Source organism: Enterobacter cloacae complex sp. SYL001, assembly GCF_049237025.1.
Classification (GTDB): Bacteria; Pseudomonadota; Gammaproteobacteria; order Enterobacterales; family Enterobacteriaceae; genus Enterobacter; species Enterobacter intestinihominis.
On sequence record NZ_JBMKJI010000006.1, the window covers coordinates 176,215 to 194,350 of the forward strand.

The 18,136-nt window shown below is 59.8% G+C and carries 15 protein-coding genes; 8 read left to right on the top strand and 7 right to left on the bottom strand.

Annotated features, from left to right (window positions below):
* The first annotated feature begins 8 nt into the window (after positions 1–8).
* The gene (locus tag ACOTZP_RS09080) at positions 9–1,496 is read left to right on the top strand and encodes a UxaA family hydrolase (protein WP_023307033.1); all 1,488 of its coding nucleotides are present in this window, start codon (positions 9–11) and stop codon (positions 1,494–1,496) included.
* Between the two features lie 139 nt (positions 1,497–1,635).
* Here the strand turns inward: ACOTZP_RS09080 and sstT are convergent, their stop codons facing one another.
* The 4 genes from sstT to ACOTZP_RS09100 all read right to left on the bottom strand — a co-directional run bounded on the left by sstT (position 1,636) and on the right by ACOTZP_RS09100 (position 5,943).
* Positions 1,636–2,877, bottom strand: a complete 1,242-nt coding sequence (gene sstT / locus ACOTZP_RS09085; RefSeq protein ID WP_022649471.1) for a serine/threonine transporter SstT — start codon at positions 2,875–2,877, stop codon at positions 1,636–1,638.
* Positions 2,878–3,152: 275 nt separating this feature from the next.
* Positions 3,153–4,118 (bottom strand): TerC family protein, encoded by a 966-nt coding sequence (locus ACOTZP_RS09090; RefSeq protein WP_022649470.1) that lies wholly within the window; start codon positions 4,116–4,118, stop codon positions 3,153–3,155.
* A gap of 252 nt (positions 4,119–4,370) precedes the next feature.
* Positions 4,371–5,369, bottom strand: a complete 999-nt coding sequence (locus ACOTZP_RS09095) for a Gfo/Idh/MocA family protein (RefSeq protein ID WP_271075412.1) — start codon at positions 5,367–5,369, stop codon at positions 4,371–4,373.
* A gap of 70 nt (positions 5,370–5,439) precedes the next feature.
* On the bottom strand, positions 5,440–5,943 hold the full coding sequence (locus tag ACOTZP_RS09100; protein ID WP_022649468.1) for a M48 family metallopeptidase: 504 nt from the start codon (positions 5,941–5,943) through the stop codon (positions 5,440–5,442).
* Positions 5,944–6,026: 83 nt separating this feature from the next.
* Here ACOTZP_RS09100 and rlmG point away from each other — a divergent pair, with 83 nt between their 5' ends.
* A complete protein-coding gene (gene rlmG / locus ACOTZP_RS09105; RefSeq protein ID WP_023298689.1) occupies positions 6,027–7,163 on the top strand; it encodes a 23S rRNA (guanine(1835)-N(2))-methyltransferase RlmG in 1,137 nt (378 codons plus the stop codon).
* Positions 7,164–7,245: 82 nt separating this feature from the next.
* Here rlmG and ACOTZP_RS09110 read toward each other — a convergent pair whose 3' ends face one another.
* From ACOTZP_RS09110 to lsrR, 3 genes are all read right to left on the bottom strand, one after another.
* On the bottom strand, positions 7,246–9,267 hold the full coding sequence (locus tag ACOTZP_RS09110) for an NADPH-dependent 2,4-dienoyl-CoA reductase (RefSeq protein ID WP_271075411.1): 2,022 nt from the start codon (positions 9,265–9,267) through the stop codon (positions 7,246–7,248).
* A 197-nt stretch (positions 9,268–9,464) separates the two neighbouring features.
* Complete coding sequence (gene lsrK / locus ACOTZP_RS09115; protein WP_271075410.1) at positions 9,465–11,051, bottom strand: autoinducer-2 kinase; 1,587 nt, start codon at positions 11,049–11,051, stop codon at positions 9,465–9,467.
* Positions 11,052–11,083: 32 nt separating this feature from the next.
* Positions 11,084–12,055 (bottom strand): transcriptional regulator LsrR, encoded by a 972-nt coding sequence (gene lsrR, locus ACOTZP_RS09120; protein WP_022649464.1) that lies wholly within the window; start codon positions 12,053–12,055, stop codon positions 11,084–11,086.
* 215 nt (positions 12,056–12,270) lie between these two features.
* Here lsrR and lsrA point away from each other — a divergent pair, with 215 nt between their 5' ends.
* From lsrA to lsrG, 6 genes are read left to right on the top strand one after another with little or no spacing between them, the layout of a single operon-like run.
* Positions 12,271–13,758: an autoinducer 2 ABC transporter ATP-binding protein LsrA gene (lsrA, locus tag ACOTZP_RS09125; protein ID WP_271075439.1), complete on the top strand. Its 1,488-nt coding sequence runs from the start codon at positions 12,271–12,273 to the stop codon at positions 13,756–13,758.
* Positions 13,755–14,786, top strand: a complete 1,032-nt coding sequence (lsrC, locus tag ACOTZP_RS09130; protein WP_271075409.1) for an autoinducer 2 ABC transporter permease LsrC — start codon at positions 13,755–13,757, stop codon at positions 14,784–14,786. Before lsrA ends, lsrC begins: the two co-directional genes overlap by 4 nt.
* Positions 14,787–15,764: an autoinducer 2 ABC transporter permease LsrD gene (gene lsrD, locus ACOTZP_RS09135; protein ID WP_116342161.1), complete on the top strand. Its 978-nt coding sequence runs from the start codon at positions 14,787–14,789 to the stop codon at positions 15,762–15,764.
* A gap of 1 nt (position 15,765) precedes the next feature.
* Positions 15,766–16,767, top strand: coding sequence for an autoinducer 2 ABC transporter substrate-binding protein LsrB (gene lsrB, locus ACOTZP_RS09140; RefSeq protein WP_032626349.1), 1,002 nt, complete (start codon positions 15,766–15,768; stop codon positions 16,765–16,767).
* A gap of 11 nt (positions 16,768–16,778) precedes the next feature.
* Positions 16,779–17,666 carry a 3-hydroxy-5-phosphonooxypentane-2,4-dione thiolase gene (lsrF, locus tag ACOTZP_RS09145; protein WP_271075408.1) on the top strand — a complete coding sequence of 296 codons (888 nt, stop codon included), beginning with the start codon at positions 16,779–16,781 and terminating at the stop codon, positions 17,664–17,666.
* Complete coding sequence (gene lsrG, locus ACOTZP_RS09150) at positions 17,663–17,956, top strand: (4S)-4-hydroxy-5-phosphonooxypentane-2,3-dione isomerase (protein ID WP_022649458.1); 294 nt, start codon at positions 17,663–17,665, stop codon at positions 17,954–17,956. The genes lsrF and lsrG overlap by 4 nt, the downstream gene beginning before the upstream one ends.
* Positions 17,957–18,136: the final 180 nt, after the last annotated feature.

Consider the following 18,136-nt stretch of genomic DNA (forward strand, 5'->3'; position numbering starts at 1 on the left):
AGGTTGATATGCAATACATCAAAATCCATTCGCTGGATAACGTTGCCGTCGCGCTGGCAGATTTAGCCGAAGGGATGGAAGTGACCTTCGACAACCAGTCGGTGACGTTACGCCAGGCCATTGGACGTGGACATAAGTTTGCCCTGATCCCCATCGCGAAAGGGGAGAACGTGGTGAAGTACGGTTTGCCCATCGGTCATGCGCTGGCGGATATTGCGCCGGGTGAATACATTCATTCCCACAATACCCGCACCAATCTCAGCGATCTGGACGAGTACAGCTATCAACCTGACTTCCAGCCAGAAGAAGGACAGGCGGCCGATCGTGAGGTACAGATTTACCGCCGCGCCAGCGGCGAGGTGGGGATCCGCAATGAGCTGTGGATCCTCCCGACTGTCGGCTGCGTGAACGGGATCGCGCGTCAAATTCAGACGCGTTTCCTGAAAGAGACTAATGATGCTGAAGGCACCGACGGTGTGCATCTGTTCAGTCACACCTATGGATGCTCCCAGCTGGGTGACGACCACATCAATACCCGTACCATGCTGCAAAACATGGTGCGCCACCCGAACGCGGGCGCGGTGCTGGTGATCGGCCTCGGCTGCGAGAACAATCAGGTCGACGCCTTCCGCGACACGCTGGGCGAATTTGACCCTGAGCGCGTGCACTTTATGGTGTGTCAGCACCAGGACGACGAAGTGGAAGCGGGCGTTGAACAGCTGCATCAGCTGTACGAGGTGATGCGTCACGACAAGCGCGAGCCGGGCAAGCTGAGCGAACTGAAGTTTGGCCTGGAGTGCGGCGGATCTGATGGCCTTTCCGGCATTACCGCTAACCCAATGCTGGGTCGCTTCTCGGATTACGTGATTGCCAACGGCGGCACTACGGTGCTGACCGAAGTGCCGGAGATGTTCGGCGCAGAGCGCATTCTGATGAGCCACTGCCGCGACGAAGAGACCTTTGAGAAGACCGTCACCATGGTCAACGACTTCAAACAGTACTTCATCGCCCATAACCAGCCGATATACGAGAACCCCTCGCCGGGTAACAAAGCGGGCGGCATCACCACGCTTGAAGAGAAATCCCTGGGCTGCACCCAAAAAGCGGGCGCCAGCCAGGTGGTAGACGTGCTGCGCTACGGTGAACGGCTAAAAACGCACGGCCTGAACCTGCTCAGCGCACCGGGCAACGATGCGGTCGCCACCAGCGCGCTGGCAGGCGCGGGCTGTCACATGGTGCTGTTCAGTACCGGGCGCGGTACGCCGTACGGCGGGTTTGTGCCGACGGTGAAAATCGCCACTAACAGCGAACTGGCGGCGAAGAAAAAGCACTGGATCGACTTTGACGCGGGCCAGCTGATCCACGGCAAAGCGATGCCGCAGCTGCTGAGCGAATTCGTGGACACGATTGTGGAATTTGCCAGCGGCAGGCAGACCTGCAACGAGAAGAACGACTTCCGCGAGCTGGCGATCTTTAAGAGTGGTGTGACGCTATAAGTCGGGTGCGGGCTGGTGCCCTCACCCCGGCCCTCTCCCACAGGGAGAGGGTGCAAACACTAAAAACGGCAACACATGTTGCCGTTTTGCATTTACCTTGTAGGCCCGGTAAGGCGTAGCCGCCACCGGGCTTTTCTTTTTAACCTCGCAGGGCGTTCTTCGCTAAACGCGCATCTTCCGCCTGACAGGCTGCGGCGGTAAACAGCACGTCGGTAGAGGAGTTCAGCGCGGTTTCGCAGGAATCCTGCAATACGCCGATAATGAAACCGACCGCGACAACCTGCATGGCAATCTCGTTCGGAATACCGAACATGTTACAGGCCAGCGGGATCAGCAGCAGAGAGCCGCCCGCCACGCCGGATGCGCCACAGGCACACAGTGATGCAACGACGCTCAGCAGCAGCGCGGTTGGCAGATCTACCGGAATACCCAGCGTATGCACCGCCGCCAGCGTCAGCACGGTGATGGTAATCGCCGCACCGGCCATGTTCACGGTTGCACCCAGGGGAATCGACACCGAATAGGTATCGCGGTCCAGGTTCAGCTTCTCCGCCAGCGCCATGTTCACCGGTATGTTCGCCGCTGAGCTGCGGGTGAAGAAGGCATACACGCCGCTCTCGCGCAGGCAGGTCAGCACCAGCGGATACGGGTTGCGGCGGATCTGCCAGAACACCAGCAGCGGGTTGATCACCAGCGCCACCAGCAGCATACAGCCGACCAGGACGACCAGCAGCTGCGCGTAGCCCCACAGTGCGTCGAAACCGGTGGTGGCCAGCGTCGAAGAAACCAGACCAAAGATACCGACTGGTGCAAAGCGAATCACCAGCTTCACCATGAAGGTCACTGCATTGGACAAATCGTTAACCAGGTTTTTCGTGGTCTCGTTGCCATGACGCAGCGCGAAGCCCAGACCAATCGCCCAGACCAGGATGCCAATGTAGTTTCCGTTCATCAGTGCGGTGATGGGGTTAGAGACCATGCTCATCAGCAGGCCGCGAAGGACTTCCACAATCCCGGACGGCGGGGTGATATCACCGGCCGCGCTGGTCAGGTGCAGCGTGGACGGGAACAGGAAGCTAAACACAACGGCCGTTAAGGCAGCAGAGAAGGTTCCCAGCAGATACAGGAACAGAATAGGGCGAATGTTGGTTTTTTGTCCGTGCTGGTGGTTGGCAATCGACGCCATCACCAGCATTAGCACCAGTACCGGGGCGACGGCCTTCAGTGCGCCAACGAAAAGGGTGCCGAGCAGTCCCGTCGCTTCCGCCGCAGGTTTTGACACCATCGCCAGCAGAATACCCAGTACCAACCCGACCAGAATTTGTTTTACAAGACTGCCCTGCGCCAGGCGCGCAAGCAGGCCCTTAGATTGTGTGCTCATACGTTATTCCTGAGTGAAATTGCGTTCCATCCTGGATGTGCTCTAAGTCACATTTGTATCCGGATGTAAGTATTTGTTTGCCTGGTTGAGTATCAGGGAAAGCAGCGAAAGGCGGAAGCGTAAAATGCTGGATTTTACGTGTTGCGTCATGTTTTTTAACTATTGGTTAACGAAAGTGCCGGGTGGCGCTGCGCTTACCCGGCCTGCATTGCATTTCCCCCTCTCCCCGTGGGAGAGGGGTGGGGTGAGGGCATCAGCCCGCACCGAACGTTGCACTAAGCCTGCTGCTTCTTATCGTGCTGGCGGTTAACCCAGGTATTGATAATCAGCGTCACCAGCAGAATGCCAAACACCACGCCGAGCGAAATGGCGATCGGGATATGGTAGAAATCAACAATCAGCATCTTGATACCGATAAAGACCAGAATCACCGACAGACCGTACTTCAGCATTGAGAAGCGCTCTGCCGCGCCCGCCAGCAGGAAGTACATCGCACGCAGGCCGAGGATCGCGAACAGGTTCGAGGTCAGGACGATGAACGGGTCGGTGGTAACCGCGAAGATAGCCGGGATACTGTCCACCGCGAAAATCACGTCGCTCAGCTCGACCAGAATCAGCACCAGCAGCAGCGGGGTGGCGAACAGCAGGCCGTTCTTACGCACGAAGAAATGCTCGCTCTCGATCTTGTCCGTCATGCGCAGATGACCCCGGATCCACTTCACCAGCGGCTTATCACCGATACCGGTATCGTCTTCTTTCGCCAGCGCCATTTTGACCCCGGTGAACAGCAGGAACGCACCAAACACGTACAGCAGCCATTCGAACTGGGTAATCAGCCAGCTACCGGCGAAGATCATGATGGTACGCAGGATGATGGCGCCTAGCACGCCGTATACCAGCACGCGGCGTTGCAGGGCCGCAGGCACGGCGAAGTAACTGAACAGCATCAGCCAGACGAAGACGTTATCAACCGCCAGCGCTTTTTCAATCAGATAGCCGGTGAGGAAGGCGAGTGCCTGAGGATCGGCCACCGCGCGACCTTCGGTTGAGGCCAGATACCACCAGAAGGCGGCGCAGAAAAGAAGTGAGAGGGTAACCCATACCAGCGACCAGACGGCGGCTTGCTTAACGCTCATGCCGTGTTCGCCGCGACGACCCTGCAAAAAGAGGTCGATCGCCAGCATGATGAGCACGACAACCGCGAATCCGCCCCACAGCATTGGAGTGCCGACAGAATGCATACTATTTTCCTTACACATAAAAAAACAAAAACGGCTATGGTCAGAAGACGATAGCCGTTAGCTTTTTATGCATAGACCTCGCCTTCCGGCAAGGTCTCACTTACAACCACGAAGGTTGCCCGGCGACCGGATGCGGTTTTGCACGCATCGTAATGACGATCCACCGGCGAAGAAGTTACTCCCCTTTGCAGGTAACAAATTATGTCAGACCATTGATTTCGTCAATGGTCTGCACGATTTCATTACACAGCTTTACGCGACGGCTTCCACATTCACGCCGTCTGCGGGGAAGATTACGCCGGTCTGTCGGCGGATCTCCGTTTGCAGCTTCGCCGTGGTGCGGCTGATCGCCAGTCCCGGGTGGTTCACTTCGTTGTCTTCTACCAGACGGGCGAAGACCTCTGCCTCATAAAGCATAGTGTTAATATGCTGAGGCTGCGTCAGCTCCTGCGCTTTTCCGCCGCGCGAAACGATGCTGAGCTTCTGGCATTCGGAGATTTTTTCGATCACCAGCGAGCCGTCTTCGCCCTGAATTTCGCTTGGCAGCACGGAGTCGCTGACCTTCGAGTGCTGCAACGTCACGCTGAAATCACCGTAGTCCAGCACCACAACGCCGTGTGCATCCACGCCGCTCTCCAGCAGGCTGGCGGTGGCCGTCACGCCGTGTGGTTCCCCCCACAGCGCAACCGCAGAGGCCAGGCAGTAAAAACCGATATCCATAATCGAGCCATTCGAGAAGGCCGGGTTAAAGGTGTTCGGGTTTTCGCCGTCCAGATAGCGCTGGTAGCGCGAGGAATACTGGCAGTAGTTGATAAAGGCTTTACGCACTTTGCCAATTTTCGGCAGGGACTGCTGCAACAGCAGGAAGTTGGGCAGGCTGGCGGTTTTGAACGCTTCAAACAGCACCACCTGGTTTTCGCGGGCAAGCGCAATGGCGGCTTCCACTTCGTGGATATTCGACGCCAGCGGCTTCTCGCAGATCACATGCTTTTTATGGCTGAGGAACAGCTTCGTTTGCGGGAAGTGCAGAGCATTCGGGCTGGCGATATAGACCGCGTCAATGGCGTCGCTTTGCGCCATCTCATCGAGTGAGGTGAACAGATGTTCAACCAGGTAGTCATTCGCAAAACTTTGCGCCTGCTCAAGGCTGCGGGAATAGACTGCGGTGAGCTTATATTTGCCGGTTTCGTGGGCGGCGTCGACGAACTGGCGCGTGATCCAGTTCGTACCGATGACTGCGAAACGTATCATAAACGTTTACGTACTCCGTAGCAGGGAACCTAAAGCCACTGTAGCACGTCCTCATGACATTTCGCGTGCGCTACTGCGCATTACTCTTTAACGATAAATGCGTCAGCCACAAACGGGTATCAAACTCCAGCTGGTGGTACTGCGGCTCCATATGGCAGCACAGGGAATAGAACGCTTTGTCGTGATCTTTCTCTTTCAGGTGCGCCAGCTCGTGCACCACGATCATCCGCAGAAAGGCTTCCGGCGCATTGCGAAAGATGGTCGCGACGCGGATCTCCGCCTTAGCCTTCAGCTTGCCGCCCTGCACGCGGGAGATGGCGGTATGCAGGCCGAGCGCGTTTTTCAGCACGTGGATCTTGTTGTCGTACATCACCTTATTGATCGGCGGGGCGCTCTTCAGATACTGGCTTTTCAGATCCTGCGTATACTGCCAGAGGGCTTTGTCAGTCGCGAAATCATGCGTGCCCGGGTAGCGTTTTTCCAGCACCGCGCCGAGCTTTCCCGCGGCGATCAGGTCGCGAACCTGGGATAGTAATTGCTCCGGGTAGCCCTGGAGATAAGTCAGCTGGTTCATCAAAACCCCAAAATAGTGTGAAAACGGGTATACTCACGCACCCTTTTCAGGGATACGCCAAATTTTACCATTCAGGAGGGCCGATGAGCCACTTAGACAACGGTTTCCGTTCACTCAACCTTAAACGTTTCCCGGAAACGGACGACGTGAACCCGCTTCAGGCGTGGGAAGCGGCGGATGAATATCTGCTGCAGCAGTTGGATGAGACTGAAATCCGCGGCCCGGTACTGATCCTGAATGACGCGTTTGGCGCGCTGGGCTGTGCGCTCGCGGAACATGCGCCTTACAGTATCGGCGATTCTTACTTAAGCGAGCTGGCGACGCGTGAAAACCTGCGTCACAACGATATCGACGAATCCAGCGTGAAGTTCCTCGACAGCACCGCGGACTACCCGCAGGCGCCAGGCGTGGTGCTGATTAAAGTGCCCAAAACCATGGCGCTGCTGGAGCAGCAACTGCGCGCGCTGCGTAAAGTCGTGACGCCAGAAACGCGCATCATCGCGGGCGCCAAGGCGCGTGATATTCACACCTCGACGCTGGAACTGTTCGAGAAAGTGCTCGGCCCGACCACTACGACGCTGGCCTGGAAAAAAGCGCGCCTGATCAACTGTACCTTCAGCGCGCCGGAACTGGCCGACGCGCCAGAGACCCTGAGCTGGAAGCTGGAAGGGACCGACTGGACCATCCACAACCACGCGAACGTCTTCTCCCGTACCGGTCTGGATATCGGCGCACGCTTCTTTATGGAACATCTGCCGGAAAACCTGGAAGGGGAGATTGTCGATCTCGGCTGCGGTAACGGCGTGATTGGCCTGACGCTGCTGGCGAAGAACCCGGAGGCCAGCGTGGTGTTCAGCGACGAATCGCCAATGGCGGTGGCTTCAAGCCGTCTGAACGTGGAAACCAATCTGCCGGAGGCGCTGGATCGCTGCGAGTTTATGATCAATAACGCGCTGTCCGGCGTAGAGCCTTTCCGCTTCAACGCGGTGTTTTGCAATCCTCCGTTCCACCAGAAGCACGCCCTGACGGATAACGTCGCGTGGGAGATGTTCCACCACGCGCGCCGCTGCCTGAAAATCAACGGCGAACTGTACATCGTGGCGAACCGCCATCTGGACTACTTCCACAAGCTGAAGAAGATTTTCGGTAACTGCGTCACCATTGCGACAAACAACAAGTTTGTGGTGCTGAAGTCGGTGAAGCTGGGGCGTCGTCGATAAGATCGTTTTGCCTAGCGGCGTTTCGCTTGCACAGGCCTACGGTTTTGTAGGCCCGGTAAGCGCAGCGCCACCGGGTAAGAAATCAAATCGCTAATGCCAATGTTGTCCCCTGCGCTATTGCCCGCCGCGCATCCAGCTCCATCGCCACGTCGCACCCGCCAATCAAATGTACCGTTTTCCCTGCCTCACGCAGCGGATCGGCCAGATCGCGCTTCGGCTCCTGCCCGGCGCACAAAATCACATGATCCACGTCCAGCAGCTGCGGCTCACCGCCGATCAGAACGTGTAGCCCGTCGTCGTCGATCTTCTGGTAGCTCGCCCCCGGGATCATCTTTACCCCGCGCGAGAGCAGGGTGGCGCGGTGGATCCAGCCTGTGGTTTTCCCCAGCCCTTCACCCGGCTTGCTGGCTTTACGCTGGAGCATCACGATCTGACGCGGGCTTTTCGGCAGTTGCGGACCTTCCGGGCGTAAACCGCCGGACTGACTGAGACTGGTATCAATGCCCCATTCCACGCAGAACTCAGCGATGTTCTGGCTGGTGGCTTCGCCCGGCTGGCTTAAATACATTGCGGTATCAAAACCGATCCCGCCGCAGCCGATGATCGCCACCTTCTCGCCAACCGGCGCTTTGTCGCGCAGCACGTCCAGATAGCTCAATACCTTCGGATGATCGATGCCTTCGATCGCAGGGGTGCGCGGGGCGATCCCACTCGCGAGGATCACCTCGTCGAAACCGATCAGATCCGCCGCGCTGACAACCTGATTGAGCCGCAGATCGACACCCGTCACCTCGATCATCCGGCGGTAATAGCGCAGCGTTTCGTAGAACTCCTCTTTGCCGGGGATCTGTCTGGCGATAGTAAACTGCCCGCCGATTTCCGCCAGCGCATCAAACAGCGTCACGCTGTGCCCACGCGAGGCGGCATTGACCGCAAACGCCAGGCCAGCGGGTCCTGCGCCCACCACGGCCAGACGCTTCTTGTTGGTCGCAGGAACGATCGGCATTTTGGTTTCATGGCAGGCGCGGGGATTCACCAGGCAGGAGGTGACCTTGCCGACGAAGATCTGATCCAGACACGCCTGGTTACAGCCGATGCAGGTGTTGATCTCATCCGCACGGCCGCTTTGCGCTTTGGAGAGCAGTTCGGCATCCGCGAGGAACGGACGCGCCATCGACACCATATCGGCGTCGCCGCGGGAGATCACATCGTCCGCCACCTGCGGATCGTTAATGCGGTTAGTGGTCACCAGCGGAACGGAGACTTTGCCTTTCAGCTTGCGCGTTACCCAGCTGAACGCCGCACGCGGCACCGGCGTGGCGATGGTGGGGATGCGCGCTTCGTGCCAGCCAATCCCGGTGTTGATAATGGTGGCACCAGCGGCTTCAATCGCCTGCGCCAGCTGCACGGTTTCGTCGAAGGTGCCGCCGCCTTCCACCAGGTCGAGCATCGACAGGCGGAAGATGATAATAAAATCCGCACCGGCACGTTCACGCACCGCACGCACCACCTCCACGGCAAAACGCATGCGGCGGGCATAGTCGCCGCCCCATTCATCCTCGCGCTGGTTGGTGCGCGCGGCGAGAAATTCGTTGATCAGATAGCCCTCGGAGCCCATCACCTCCACGCCGTCATAGCCCGCTTCACGCGCCAGCGCGGCGCAGCGGGCAAAGTCATCTATCAGCGCCAGGATCTCGTCATGGCTGAGGGCATGGGGAGTAAAGCGGTTAATCGGCGCCTGAATAGCCGAGGGGGCAACCAGGTTCGGCTGATAGCTGTAGCGCCCGGTATGCAGAATTTGCAGGGCGATTTTGCCGCCCTCGTTGTGAACCGCGTCGGTCACCATGCGGTGGTGCGGCAGCTGTGTCGCATCGTTCAACACCGCGCCGCCCTCCATTGTTACCCCGGAAGGGGCAGGGGCTACGCCGCCGGTGACAATCAGCGCCACCCCGTGGCGCGCGCGCTCGGCATAGAAGGCTGCCAGACGTTCAGCCCCGTCCGGACGCTCCTCCAGCCCGGTGTGCATTGAGCCCATTAACACGCGGTTTTTGAGGGTAGTGAACCCCAGATCGAGAGGGGCGAATAACGACGGGTAACGGCTCATAGTCTCTTCCAGTGTAAAATTATTGTTATGTGGTCGGATGAGTTACTAATTTAGCCAGCGGCGGCAGAAAGGTAAAAGCGGGATCGAATGATTGTGATAGATCTCAAAGAACTTCACCCCTCACCCCGGCCCTCTCCCCAGAGGGGAGAGGGTGAAAGGCCGCACGGAACAGTCCCCTCTCCCCTCTGGGGAGAGGGTTAGGGTGAGGGGCGTGTGTCGCGCATCAGGCCCGGCGCCTGCCACATCGAGGTTGTCAGCCCGCTGTCCACCAGCCCGAGCTGGTCCGCGTACACCGCCTGCCATTTCTGCATCATGCCGTCGTACAGCTCGCGGTGCGCCGGGTTTGGCGTGAACTCGCAGCTCCACTTCACCAGCCGCTCGCCCATCGAGGCCATATCCGCGAACAGCCCCGCGCCAGCTCCTGCGGCAATGGCGCAACCGAGCGCCGTTGCCTCTTTGACTTCTGGCACGCGCACCGGCAGGCCGGTGACGTCGCTTAAAATCTGGCTCCACAGGGCGCCCTTTGCGCCGCCGCCGGCAAACACCAGGCTCTCAAACGTCACGCCGGAGAAGCGCGAAATCTGCGCCAGGTTACAGGCCGAGACGATCGCCGCGTTCTCCTCCAGCGCGCGGAACAGCGTCGCTTTGTTGCACTTTTCCGGGTCAATGGAGAGGTTAATAAACGACGGTGCCGCGTGGTACCACTGCTTAAAATGCATCGCGTCGGAGAAGATCGGCATCACCCCGTGGGAGCCCGGCGGGACGCGGCTCGCCATCTCTTCGAGCAGGGAGTAGGGGTCCATTCCCATGCGTTCGGCAATCAGCTTCTCTTCGGCGCAGAAGGCGTCGCGGAACCAGCGCATGGTCAGCCCGGTAAAGAAGCTGATCGACTCTGCCTGCGCCATGCCGGGGATAACGTGCGGGTTTACGCGGATGTTCATCTCAGGGTCGGTGCGCACCTGCGGCAGGTTCACCACCTGTTGCCAGAAGGTGCCGCCCAGCACCGCCGTTTGTCCGGCGCGCACCACGCCCAGCCCCAGACAGCCCAGCTGCACGTCGCCGCCGCCCATCACCACCGGGGTGCCCTCGCGCAGGCCGCTCTGTTGTGCGGCTGCTTTGGTGATGGCCCCCAGCACGGTGCCGGTCTCTTTTACCGGGGAGAGGATATCGGCGCGCAGCCCGGCCATGTCGAGCAGCGCCGGACGCCAGTCGCGGGAGAAGAGATCCAGCATGCCCGTCGTGCCCGCATTGGACGGGTCCACCGCCAGCTCGCCGGAGAGCTTCGCCGCCAGCCAGTCGCTGATCATAGTGATGGTGGCGGCTTTACGATAAATATCCGGACGATGGTGCGCCAGCCACAGCAGGCGCGGCATGGCGCTGAGGGCAAGCGTCTGGCCGGAAACGTCATACACTTCGGATTCAAACCGGTAGTCGTGGATCTCTTTGAGTTCAGCTACCTCGCGGCTGGCGCGGGCGTCGACGTTGGCGCAGGACCAGATAGCCTCGCCGTTGCGGTCGTACAGCACAATCCCTTCGCGCATCGAACAGCAGGCGACGGACTGAATATCCGCCGCGCTCAGGCGCGCGCGCTCCAGCGCCTGATGAATACACCGGCAGGCCAGCTGCCAGTTGGTGTCGAGGTCGAACTCCATCGAGCCCGGCACGTTCTCGACGCTCAGGTGTTTCCACTCGGCCTGGCCAACGGCAATCTGGTTGCCCTTCAAATCGAAAATAACGGCGCGAACGCTGCCTGTCCCTGCATCTAACGCTAAAAGGTAACTCATGAGCATGCCTCATTGTTAGCGCAGGGGGGCTCTTAAATGGCCAGAGCCAGCACCGCGCGGGCTGTCGTCTCTTCCGTCACCAGGCCATTAATACGGCGGCCCTTCAGTGCGGCATAAATCGCATCGGCTTTCTCTTCCCCCCCGGCCACGCCTACGATGGTGGGCAGCTGTGCCAGTTCATCGAGCGTGACGCCCAGTAGTTCTTTGTGGATCTCCAGCTCCTCGACGCATTCCCCTTCGGCATTGAGGAAATAGCCAAGGATATCGCCGACCGCGCCCTTGCGGGCGTACATCAACTGTTCACCTTCGCTGATATAGCCGGAGCGCAGTATCGTCGCGTCACGGCGCTGGTTCACCGAGCCAATGCCGACCACCGCCACGTCAGCGGCGGTGGCGGCGAGGATCACGTCCCGCACGCTGGTTTCGCGCTTTAAGATCCCGGCGACTTCAGCGGATGACACGCGAAGCGGGGCAGGGATCATGCTGACGCTACAGGCCGCATCCAGCTGGCCGATACCGGTCATATACGGCCCCACGCCGCCGGAGAGCGTCACCAGGCGGATCTGCTGTGAGCTAATAAAGCCGCTCAGGTGTTGCAGGCTGCTCATGGTGGTTTCACCGAAGCCCACCGCTAACAGCTGGCCGGGCTCCAGCACGCCCATCAGCGACTGGGCCGCGCCAATGCCTAACCGCACGTTCATCGGCGGCGTATTCAGGGCGGGCATCACGCGCACCAGCTTCAGGCCAAATCGTTGTTGCAACTCGGTTTCCAGCGCCAGGCAGCCCTCGTAGCGGGAGTTTATCTGCACGCGGATCACCCCGGACTGACGGCCTTTCTCCAGCAGGCGGGAGATCTTCAGGCGCGGCAGCCCGAGCCGCTCGCCGATGTCGTTCTGGGTCAGCCCGTCGTGGTAGTAGCACCAGGCCACGCGCGCCACCAGCTCCTCTTCCGCCAGTGCCAGCCCGGCAAACCGTCCTTCTTCCGCAGTGCGTTTATCGCTCATAGTTGAACTCTTATAAAAATTTAGATCATATGTTCGTGATGGTGCGGCGTGAAAATGTGAGCCACGCGACAAAACGGATCTTTTCGATCCTTTCCGGTTTATCTGAATCTCAATCGATAAAACTGTGATCCCTGCACGGTTGTAAATATAGTTCACCGTCTACGCTTTTGAACATTATTAAATCTAAAAATCATTTGTTCAATAGCGGAGCGATGATGACACCACTTCTCGAGGCACGTGACATCTGCAAACAGTTCTCTGGCGTGCCTGTGTTAAAAGGCATTGATTTCACGCTGCTTGCTGGACAGGTGCATGCGCTGATGGGCGGTAACGGCGCGGGAAAATCGACGTTGATGAAAATCATCGCCGGGGTTGAAACGCCGGATCGCGGTGAGCTTTCGGTTGCGGGCGAGTCTTTTGCACGGCTTACCCCGTCGCAGGCGCACCGGTTAGGCATTTATCTGGTGCCACAGGAGCCGCTGCTTTTCCCCAACCTGACGGTGCGGGAAAACATCCTGTTTCGTCTGCCGCGCGAACGAGATCGGGAAAAGCGGCTGGCGGAGAAACTCCAGCAGCTGCAATGTCAGCTTAATCTCGATGCCGCTGCCAGCACTCTGGAAGTCGCGGATCAGCAGATGGTGGAGATCCTGCGCGGGCTGATGCGCAACGCCAGAATTCTGATCCTCGACGAACCCACGGCATCGCTCACGCCGGGCGAGACCGAACGCCTGTTTCGCCAGATCCGCGCGCTGCAGGATCTCGGCGTTGGCATTATTTTTATCTCGCACAAGCTGCCGGAAATTCGCATGATTTCGAGCCACGTCTCGGTGATGCGCGACGGCGCGGTGGTGCTGAGCGGCGAAACCGGGCAGTTTGACGATAACGCCCTGATCGCCGCCATGACGCCGGTCAGCCGGGAAAAGTCGCTAAGCGATACGCAAAAGCTGTGGCTGGCGCTGCCGGGCAACCGCCGAACCCAGGCGCAGGATTTCCCGGTGCTGCGGGTGGAGGATCTCACCGGGGAAGGGTTTATCGATCTCAGCCTTGAGATTTACGCCGGGGAGATCGTCGGTCTGGCCGGGCTGGTGGGGTCCGGGCGTACCGAGTTTGCCGAAACGCTTTACGGTCTGCGTCCGGTACGCGGCGGGCGGGTGTGGCTGGAGAACCAGGAGATCACCGCCGATCCGGTCAGTTCCCGTCTGGAAAAAGGGCTGGTTTATCTGCCGGAAGACAGGCAGGTGTCCGGCCTGTTTCTCGACGCGCCTGTCCGCTGGAACACGGTGGCGCTGAACGAGCCGTCGCTCTGGCAGCAGCGAAAGCGGGAGTCTGCGGTGGTGGAGCGTTACCACCGGGCGCTGGGGATCAAGCTCAACCATGCGGATCAAACCGTGCGCACGCTCTCCGGTGGTAATCAGCAGAAGGTGCTGCTGGCGCGCTGCCTGGAGGCTAATCCTTTATTGCTGATCGTCGATGAACCGACGCGCGGCGTGGACGTATCGGCGCGCGCCGATATCTACCAGCTGCTGAAAAGCGTGGCGGCGCAGAACGTGGCAGTGCTGATGATCTCAAGCGATCTCGATGAATTTCCCGACCTCGCGGATCGGGTGCTGGTAATGCATCAGGGCGTGCTCAGCGGCGAACTGCCGCGCCAGGCCGTCAGTCTCGACCGGATGATGGCGCTGGCGTTTGGAGGGCAATCATGAAGATCTTACTGAAAAACCGCGAGCTGAGCGCGTTTCTCGCCATTCTGGCCCTGTTCGCCGTGCTGGTGGCGCTGAACCCGTCCTACCTGAGCTTACAGACGCTGGGGATGATCTTCGCCAGCTCGCAGATCCTGATCCTGCTGGCCATCGGCGCGGCGCTGGTGATGCTGACCCGTAATATCGACGTCTCCGTCGGCTCCATCGTCGGGCTGTCCGCCATTGCCGTCGGCGTGGCGCTCAACAGCGGCTACAGTCTGCCCGTTTCCATTCTCTTCGCGCTGACGATTGGCGCGCTGGCGGGGGCGTTCAACGGTTTTCTGGTGGTGGGGCTGCGCATTCCAGCGATTGTCGCCACCCTCGGCACGCTGGGGCTGTATCGCGGAGCGATGCTGCTCTGGACCGGCGGAAAGTGGATTGAAGGGCTGCCGCCGGGGCTGAAATCCCTCTCTGAGCCAGCCGCCATCGGCATTTCGCCGCTCGGCATGCTGGTATTGATCGTCGCGGCCGCGGGCGCGTGGACGCTGTCGCGTACCGCGTTCGGGCGTGATTTTTACGCGGTGGGGGATAACCTCGCCGCCGCGCGCCAACTGGGCGTGGCGGTGAACCGCACCCGCATGATCGCCTTTACCCTGAACGGCATGCTGGCGGCATGCGCCGGGATCGTCTTTGCCGCGCAGATTGGCTTTGTACCCAACCAGACCGGCAGCGGGCTGGAGATGAAGGCCATCGCCGCCTGCGTGCTCGGCGGCATTTCGCTGCTGGGCGGCACGGGCACGCTGGTTGGCGCGCTGCTCGGGGCCTTCTTCCTGACCCAAATCGACACCGTGCTGGTGCTGTTCAGGCTCCCGGCGTGGTGGAATGACTTTATCGCCGGGCTGGTGCTGCTGGGCGTGCTGGTGCTCGACGGGCGCCTGCGCCAGGCGCTGGCGCGTCATCAGCGGGCGCTGAAGTACGGTCGCTTCCAGCCGGGTAACAAAGGGGGAAAGCATGTCACCCCGTTTCCCAAACGCAAAAAAGAGGTGGCGTAAATGAGGCTTAACTGGGAAAGCGCGCTGCTGATTTTACTGGTGCTCGAGATCCTGCTCTTTGGCGCCATCAACCCGCGCATGCTCGACGTCAACATGCTGCTGTTCAGCACCAGCGACTTTATCTGCATCGGCATCGTGGCGCTGCCGCTCACGCTTGTGATCATCAGCGGCGGGATCGACATCTCCCTCGGCTCGACCATCGGCCTGTGCGCCATCGCGCTGGGCGTGATGATGCAGGCGGGGTGGCCGATGGCGGTCGCTGTTCCGCTGACGCTGCTGCTCGGCCTGCTGTGCGGATTATTTAATGCCGCGCTTATTCACTACACCGGCATCAGCCCGCTGGTTATCACCCTCGGCACGCTCTACCTCTACGGCGGCGGCGCGCTGCTGCTCTCCGGCATGGCGGGGGCGACGGGCTATGAGGGCATCGGCGGCTTCCCGGACAGCTTCACGGCGTTCGCTAACCTCACGGTGCTGGGTCTGCCGATCCCGCTGGTGCTGTTCGCGGTGATTACCGCCTTCTTCTGGCTGATTACCCACCGGGGGCGCTTTGGCCGACATCTGTTTTTAATCGGTCAGAACCCGCGCGCGGCGCGCTATGCGGCGCTGTCGGTGAACGGCATGCCCTACGCGCTGTACGGTCTGGTGGGCGTGGCCTCGGCGATTGCCGCGCTGGTGATGGTCTCCTATTTCGGCTCCGCGCGTTCGGATCTGGGGCGCGATTTACTGATGCCTGCGCTCACCGCCGCCGTGCTCGGCGGAGCGAATATCTACGGCGGCTCAGGTTCGGTTGTCGGTACGGCGCTGGCGGCGCTGCTGGTGGGGTACCTGCAACAGGGTTTACAGATGGTTGGCATCCCCAACCAGGTGTCGAGCGCGCTGTCAGGGGCGCTGCTGGTTGTGGTGGTGATGGGGCGTTCGCTGAGTCTGCACCGTGAATGGGTGCGATCTCTCTTCAGAAAACTATCCGGAGCGTAAGATGAAAACAAAACTGCTCGTCCTGGCAATGGCCCTCAGCTTCGCTTCGGCGCAGGCGGCGGACCGCATTGCCTTTATCCCGAAACTGGTGGGTGTGGGATTCTTCACCAGCGGCGGCAACGGCGCGAAAGAGGCGGGGAAAGAACTTGGCGTGGACGTGACTTACGACGGCCCGACCGAGCCGAGCGTCTCCGGCCAGGTGCAGTTGATCAATAACTTCGTCAACCAGGGCTATAACGCCATCATCGTCTCTGCCGTGTCGCCGGACGGTCTCTGCCCGGCGCTGAAGCGCGCGATGCAGCGCGGCGTGAAGGTCCTGACCTGGGATTCCGACACCAAACCGGAGTGCCGCAGCATTTACATCAACCAGGGCACGCCGGAACAGCTGGGCGGCCTGCTGGTGGAGATGGCAGGCAAGCAGGTCACCAAACCGAACGCGAAAGTGGCGTTCTTCTACTCCAGCCCCACCGTCACCGACCAGAACCAGTGGGTGAAAGAGGCGAAGGCCAAAATCGAGAAAGACCATCCCCAGTGGCAGGTCGTCACCACGCAGTTTGGCTATAACGACGCCACTAAATCCCTGCAAACCGCCGAGGGGATCTTAAAAGCCTATCCGGATCTGGATGCGATCATCGCCCCGGACGCCAACGCCCTGCCGGCGGCGGCACAGGCGGCGGAAAACCTGAAGCGGGAAGGGGTGGCGATTGTCGGCTTCAGCACGCCAAACGTGATGCGTCCGTACGTTGAGCGCGGCACAGTGAAAGCCTTCGGCCTGTGGGACGTGGTGCAGCAGGGCAAAATTGCAGTCAATGTCGCCGATCGTTTACTGAAAAAAGGCGATCTTAACCCTGGCGACAGCGTGGAGGTGAAAGATATCGGGACGCTGAAGGTCGAGCCGAACAGCGTGCAGGGCTACCAGTATGAGGCGAAGGGCAACGGCATCGTGCTGCTGCCGGAGCGGGTGGTGTTCACCAAAGAGAACATCAGCAAATACGATTTCTGACGGGGGAGCAAATGGCTGATTTAGACGACATCAAAGACGGCAAGGATTTTGGCATCGGTACGCCGCAGCAGAATGTGCCGTACACCCTGAAGGGCTGCGGTTCGCTCGACTGGGGCATGCAGTCCCGGCTTTCGCGCATCTTCAATCCGCAGAGCAACCGCACGGTGATGCTGGCCTTTGACCACGGTTACTTTCAGGGACCGACCACCGGCCTTGAGCGTATCGATCTCTCCATCGCGCCGCTGTTTGGCGAAACCGACGTGCTGATGTGTACCCGCGGCCTCCTCAGGAGCCAGGTACCTGCCGCGACGAACAAACCGGTGGTGCTGCGCGCCTCCGGCGGTAACTCGATTCTGGGCGAGCTGTCTAACGAGTGCGTGGCGGTTGCGATGGAAGACGCGCTGCGCCTGAACGTCTGCGCGGTGGCGGCGCAGGTCTATATCGGAAGCCCGTTTGAACATCAGTCAATCAACAACATCATCAAGCTGGTGGATGCGGGGGCGCGTTACGGCATGCCGACGCTGGCGGTGACGGGCGTGGGTAAAGAGATGGCGCGCGACGCGCGCTATTTCTCGCTCGCCAGCCGCATCGCTGCCGAAATGGGGGCTCAGTTCGTCAAAACCTACTACGTGGACGAGGGCTTTGAAAAAGTGACCGCCAGCTGTCCGGTGCCGATTGTTATCGCGGGCGGCAAAAAGCTGCCGGAGCATGAGGCGCTTGAGATGTGCTGGCGGGCGATTGACCAGGGCGCGTCCGGCGTGGATATGGGGCGCAACATCTTCCAGTCCAGCGCGCCGCTCGCCATGCTGAAGGCGGTGAAGAAAGTGGTTCACGAGAACATGAGCGCCCGTGAGGCGTTCCAGTTCTGGCAGGAAGAGAAACAGGGAGAAGCAAAATGAACGTGACGCTGGTGGAAATCAACATCAAACCCGAGCGGGTGGATGAGTTTCTGGAGGTATTTCGCGCCAACCACGAGGGGGCGATCCAGGAGCCGGGAAACCTGCGCTTTGACGTCTTGCAGGACCCGAGGGTGAAAACCCGGTTCTTTATCTATGAGGCCTATAAAGACGAAGAGGCGGTGTTGGCGCATAAGCAAACGCCACACTATCTGGCGTGCGTGGACAAGCTCGAAGAGTTGATGTCAGAGCCGCGCAAAAAACGCTGCTTTGTGGGGTTGTTGCCGGAGTAGCGTTTTGCCCGGTGGCGCTGCGCTTACCGGGCCTACGGGGGCGAGAGGGGGCGGTGTTTGCCCGGTGGCGCTACGGTATGAACCGGAAACATGGGTAACACTTTAGACCGGATACATGGGTAACAGTTATAACTGGCATAGAAGAGGAGACTCGCTATGCCCTGGACTGAGACCCGACCT

Excerpts from the sequence above, each read along its gene's own strand:
- sstT (WP_022649471.1), bottom strand. The coding sequence starts at position 2,877 with ATGAGCACACAATCTAAGGGCCTGCTTGCGCGCCTGGCGCAGGGCAGT.
- lsrA (WP_271075439.1), top strand. The coding sequence starts at position 12,271 with ATGACACCACTTCTCGAGGCACGTGACATCTGCAAACAGTTCTCTGGC.
- ACOTZP_RS09110 (WP_271075411.1), bottom strand. The coding sequence starts at position 9,267 with ATGAGCCGTTACCCGTCGTTATTCGCCCCTCTCGATCTGGGGTTCACT.
- lsrC (WP_271075409.1), top strand. The coding sequence starts at position 13,755 with ATGAAGATCTTACTGAAAAACCGCGAGCTGAGCGCGTTTCTCGCCATT.
- ACOTZP_RS09080 (WP_023307033.1), top strand. The coding sequence starts at position 9 with ATGCAATACATCAAAATCCATTCGCTGGATAACGTTGCCGTCGCGCTG.
- lsrB (WP_032626349.1), top strand. The coding sequence starts at position 15,766 with ATGAAAACAAAACTGCTCGTCCTGGCAATGGCCCTCAGCTTCGCTTCG.
- rlmG (WP_023298689.1), top strand. The coding sequence starts at position 6,027 with ATGAGCCACTTAGACAACGGTTTCCGTTCACTCAACCTTAAACGTTTC.
- ACOTZP_RS09095 (WP_271075412.1), bottom strand. The coding sequence starts at position 5,369 with ATGATACGTTTCGCAGTCATCGGTACGAACTGGATCACGCGCCAGTTC.
- lsrK (WP_271075410.1), bottom strand. The coding sequence starts at position 11,051 with ATGAGTTACCTTTTAGCGTTAGATGCAGGGACAGGCAGCGTTCGCGCC.
- lsrG (WP_022649458.1), top strand. The coding sequence starts at position 17,663 with ATGAACGTGACGCTGGTGGAAATCAACATCAAACCCGAGCGGGTGGAT.
- lsrF (WP_271075408.1), top strand. The coding sequence starts at position 16,779 with ATGGCTGATTTAGACGACATCAAAGACGGCAAGGATTTTGGCATCGGT.
- lsrD (WP_116342161.1), top strand. The coding sequence starts at position 14,787 with ATGAGGCTTAACTGGGAAAGCGCGCTGCTGATTTTACTGGTGCTCGAG.
- ACOTZP_RS09090 (WP_022649470.1), bottom strand. The coding sequence starts at position 4,118 with ATGCATTCTGTCGGCACTCCAATGCTGTGGGGCGGATTCGCGGTTGTC.
- ACOTZP_RS09100 (WP_022649468.1), bottom strand. The coding sequence starts at position 5,943 with ATGAACCAGCTGACTTATCTCCAGGGCTACCCGGAGCAATTACTATCC.
- lsrR (WP_022649464.1), bottom strand. The coding sequence starts at position 12,055 with ATGAGCGATAAACGCACTGCGGAAGAAGGACGGTTTGCCGGGCTGGCA.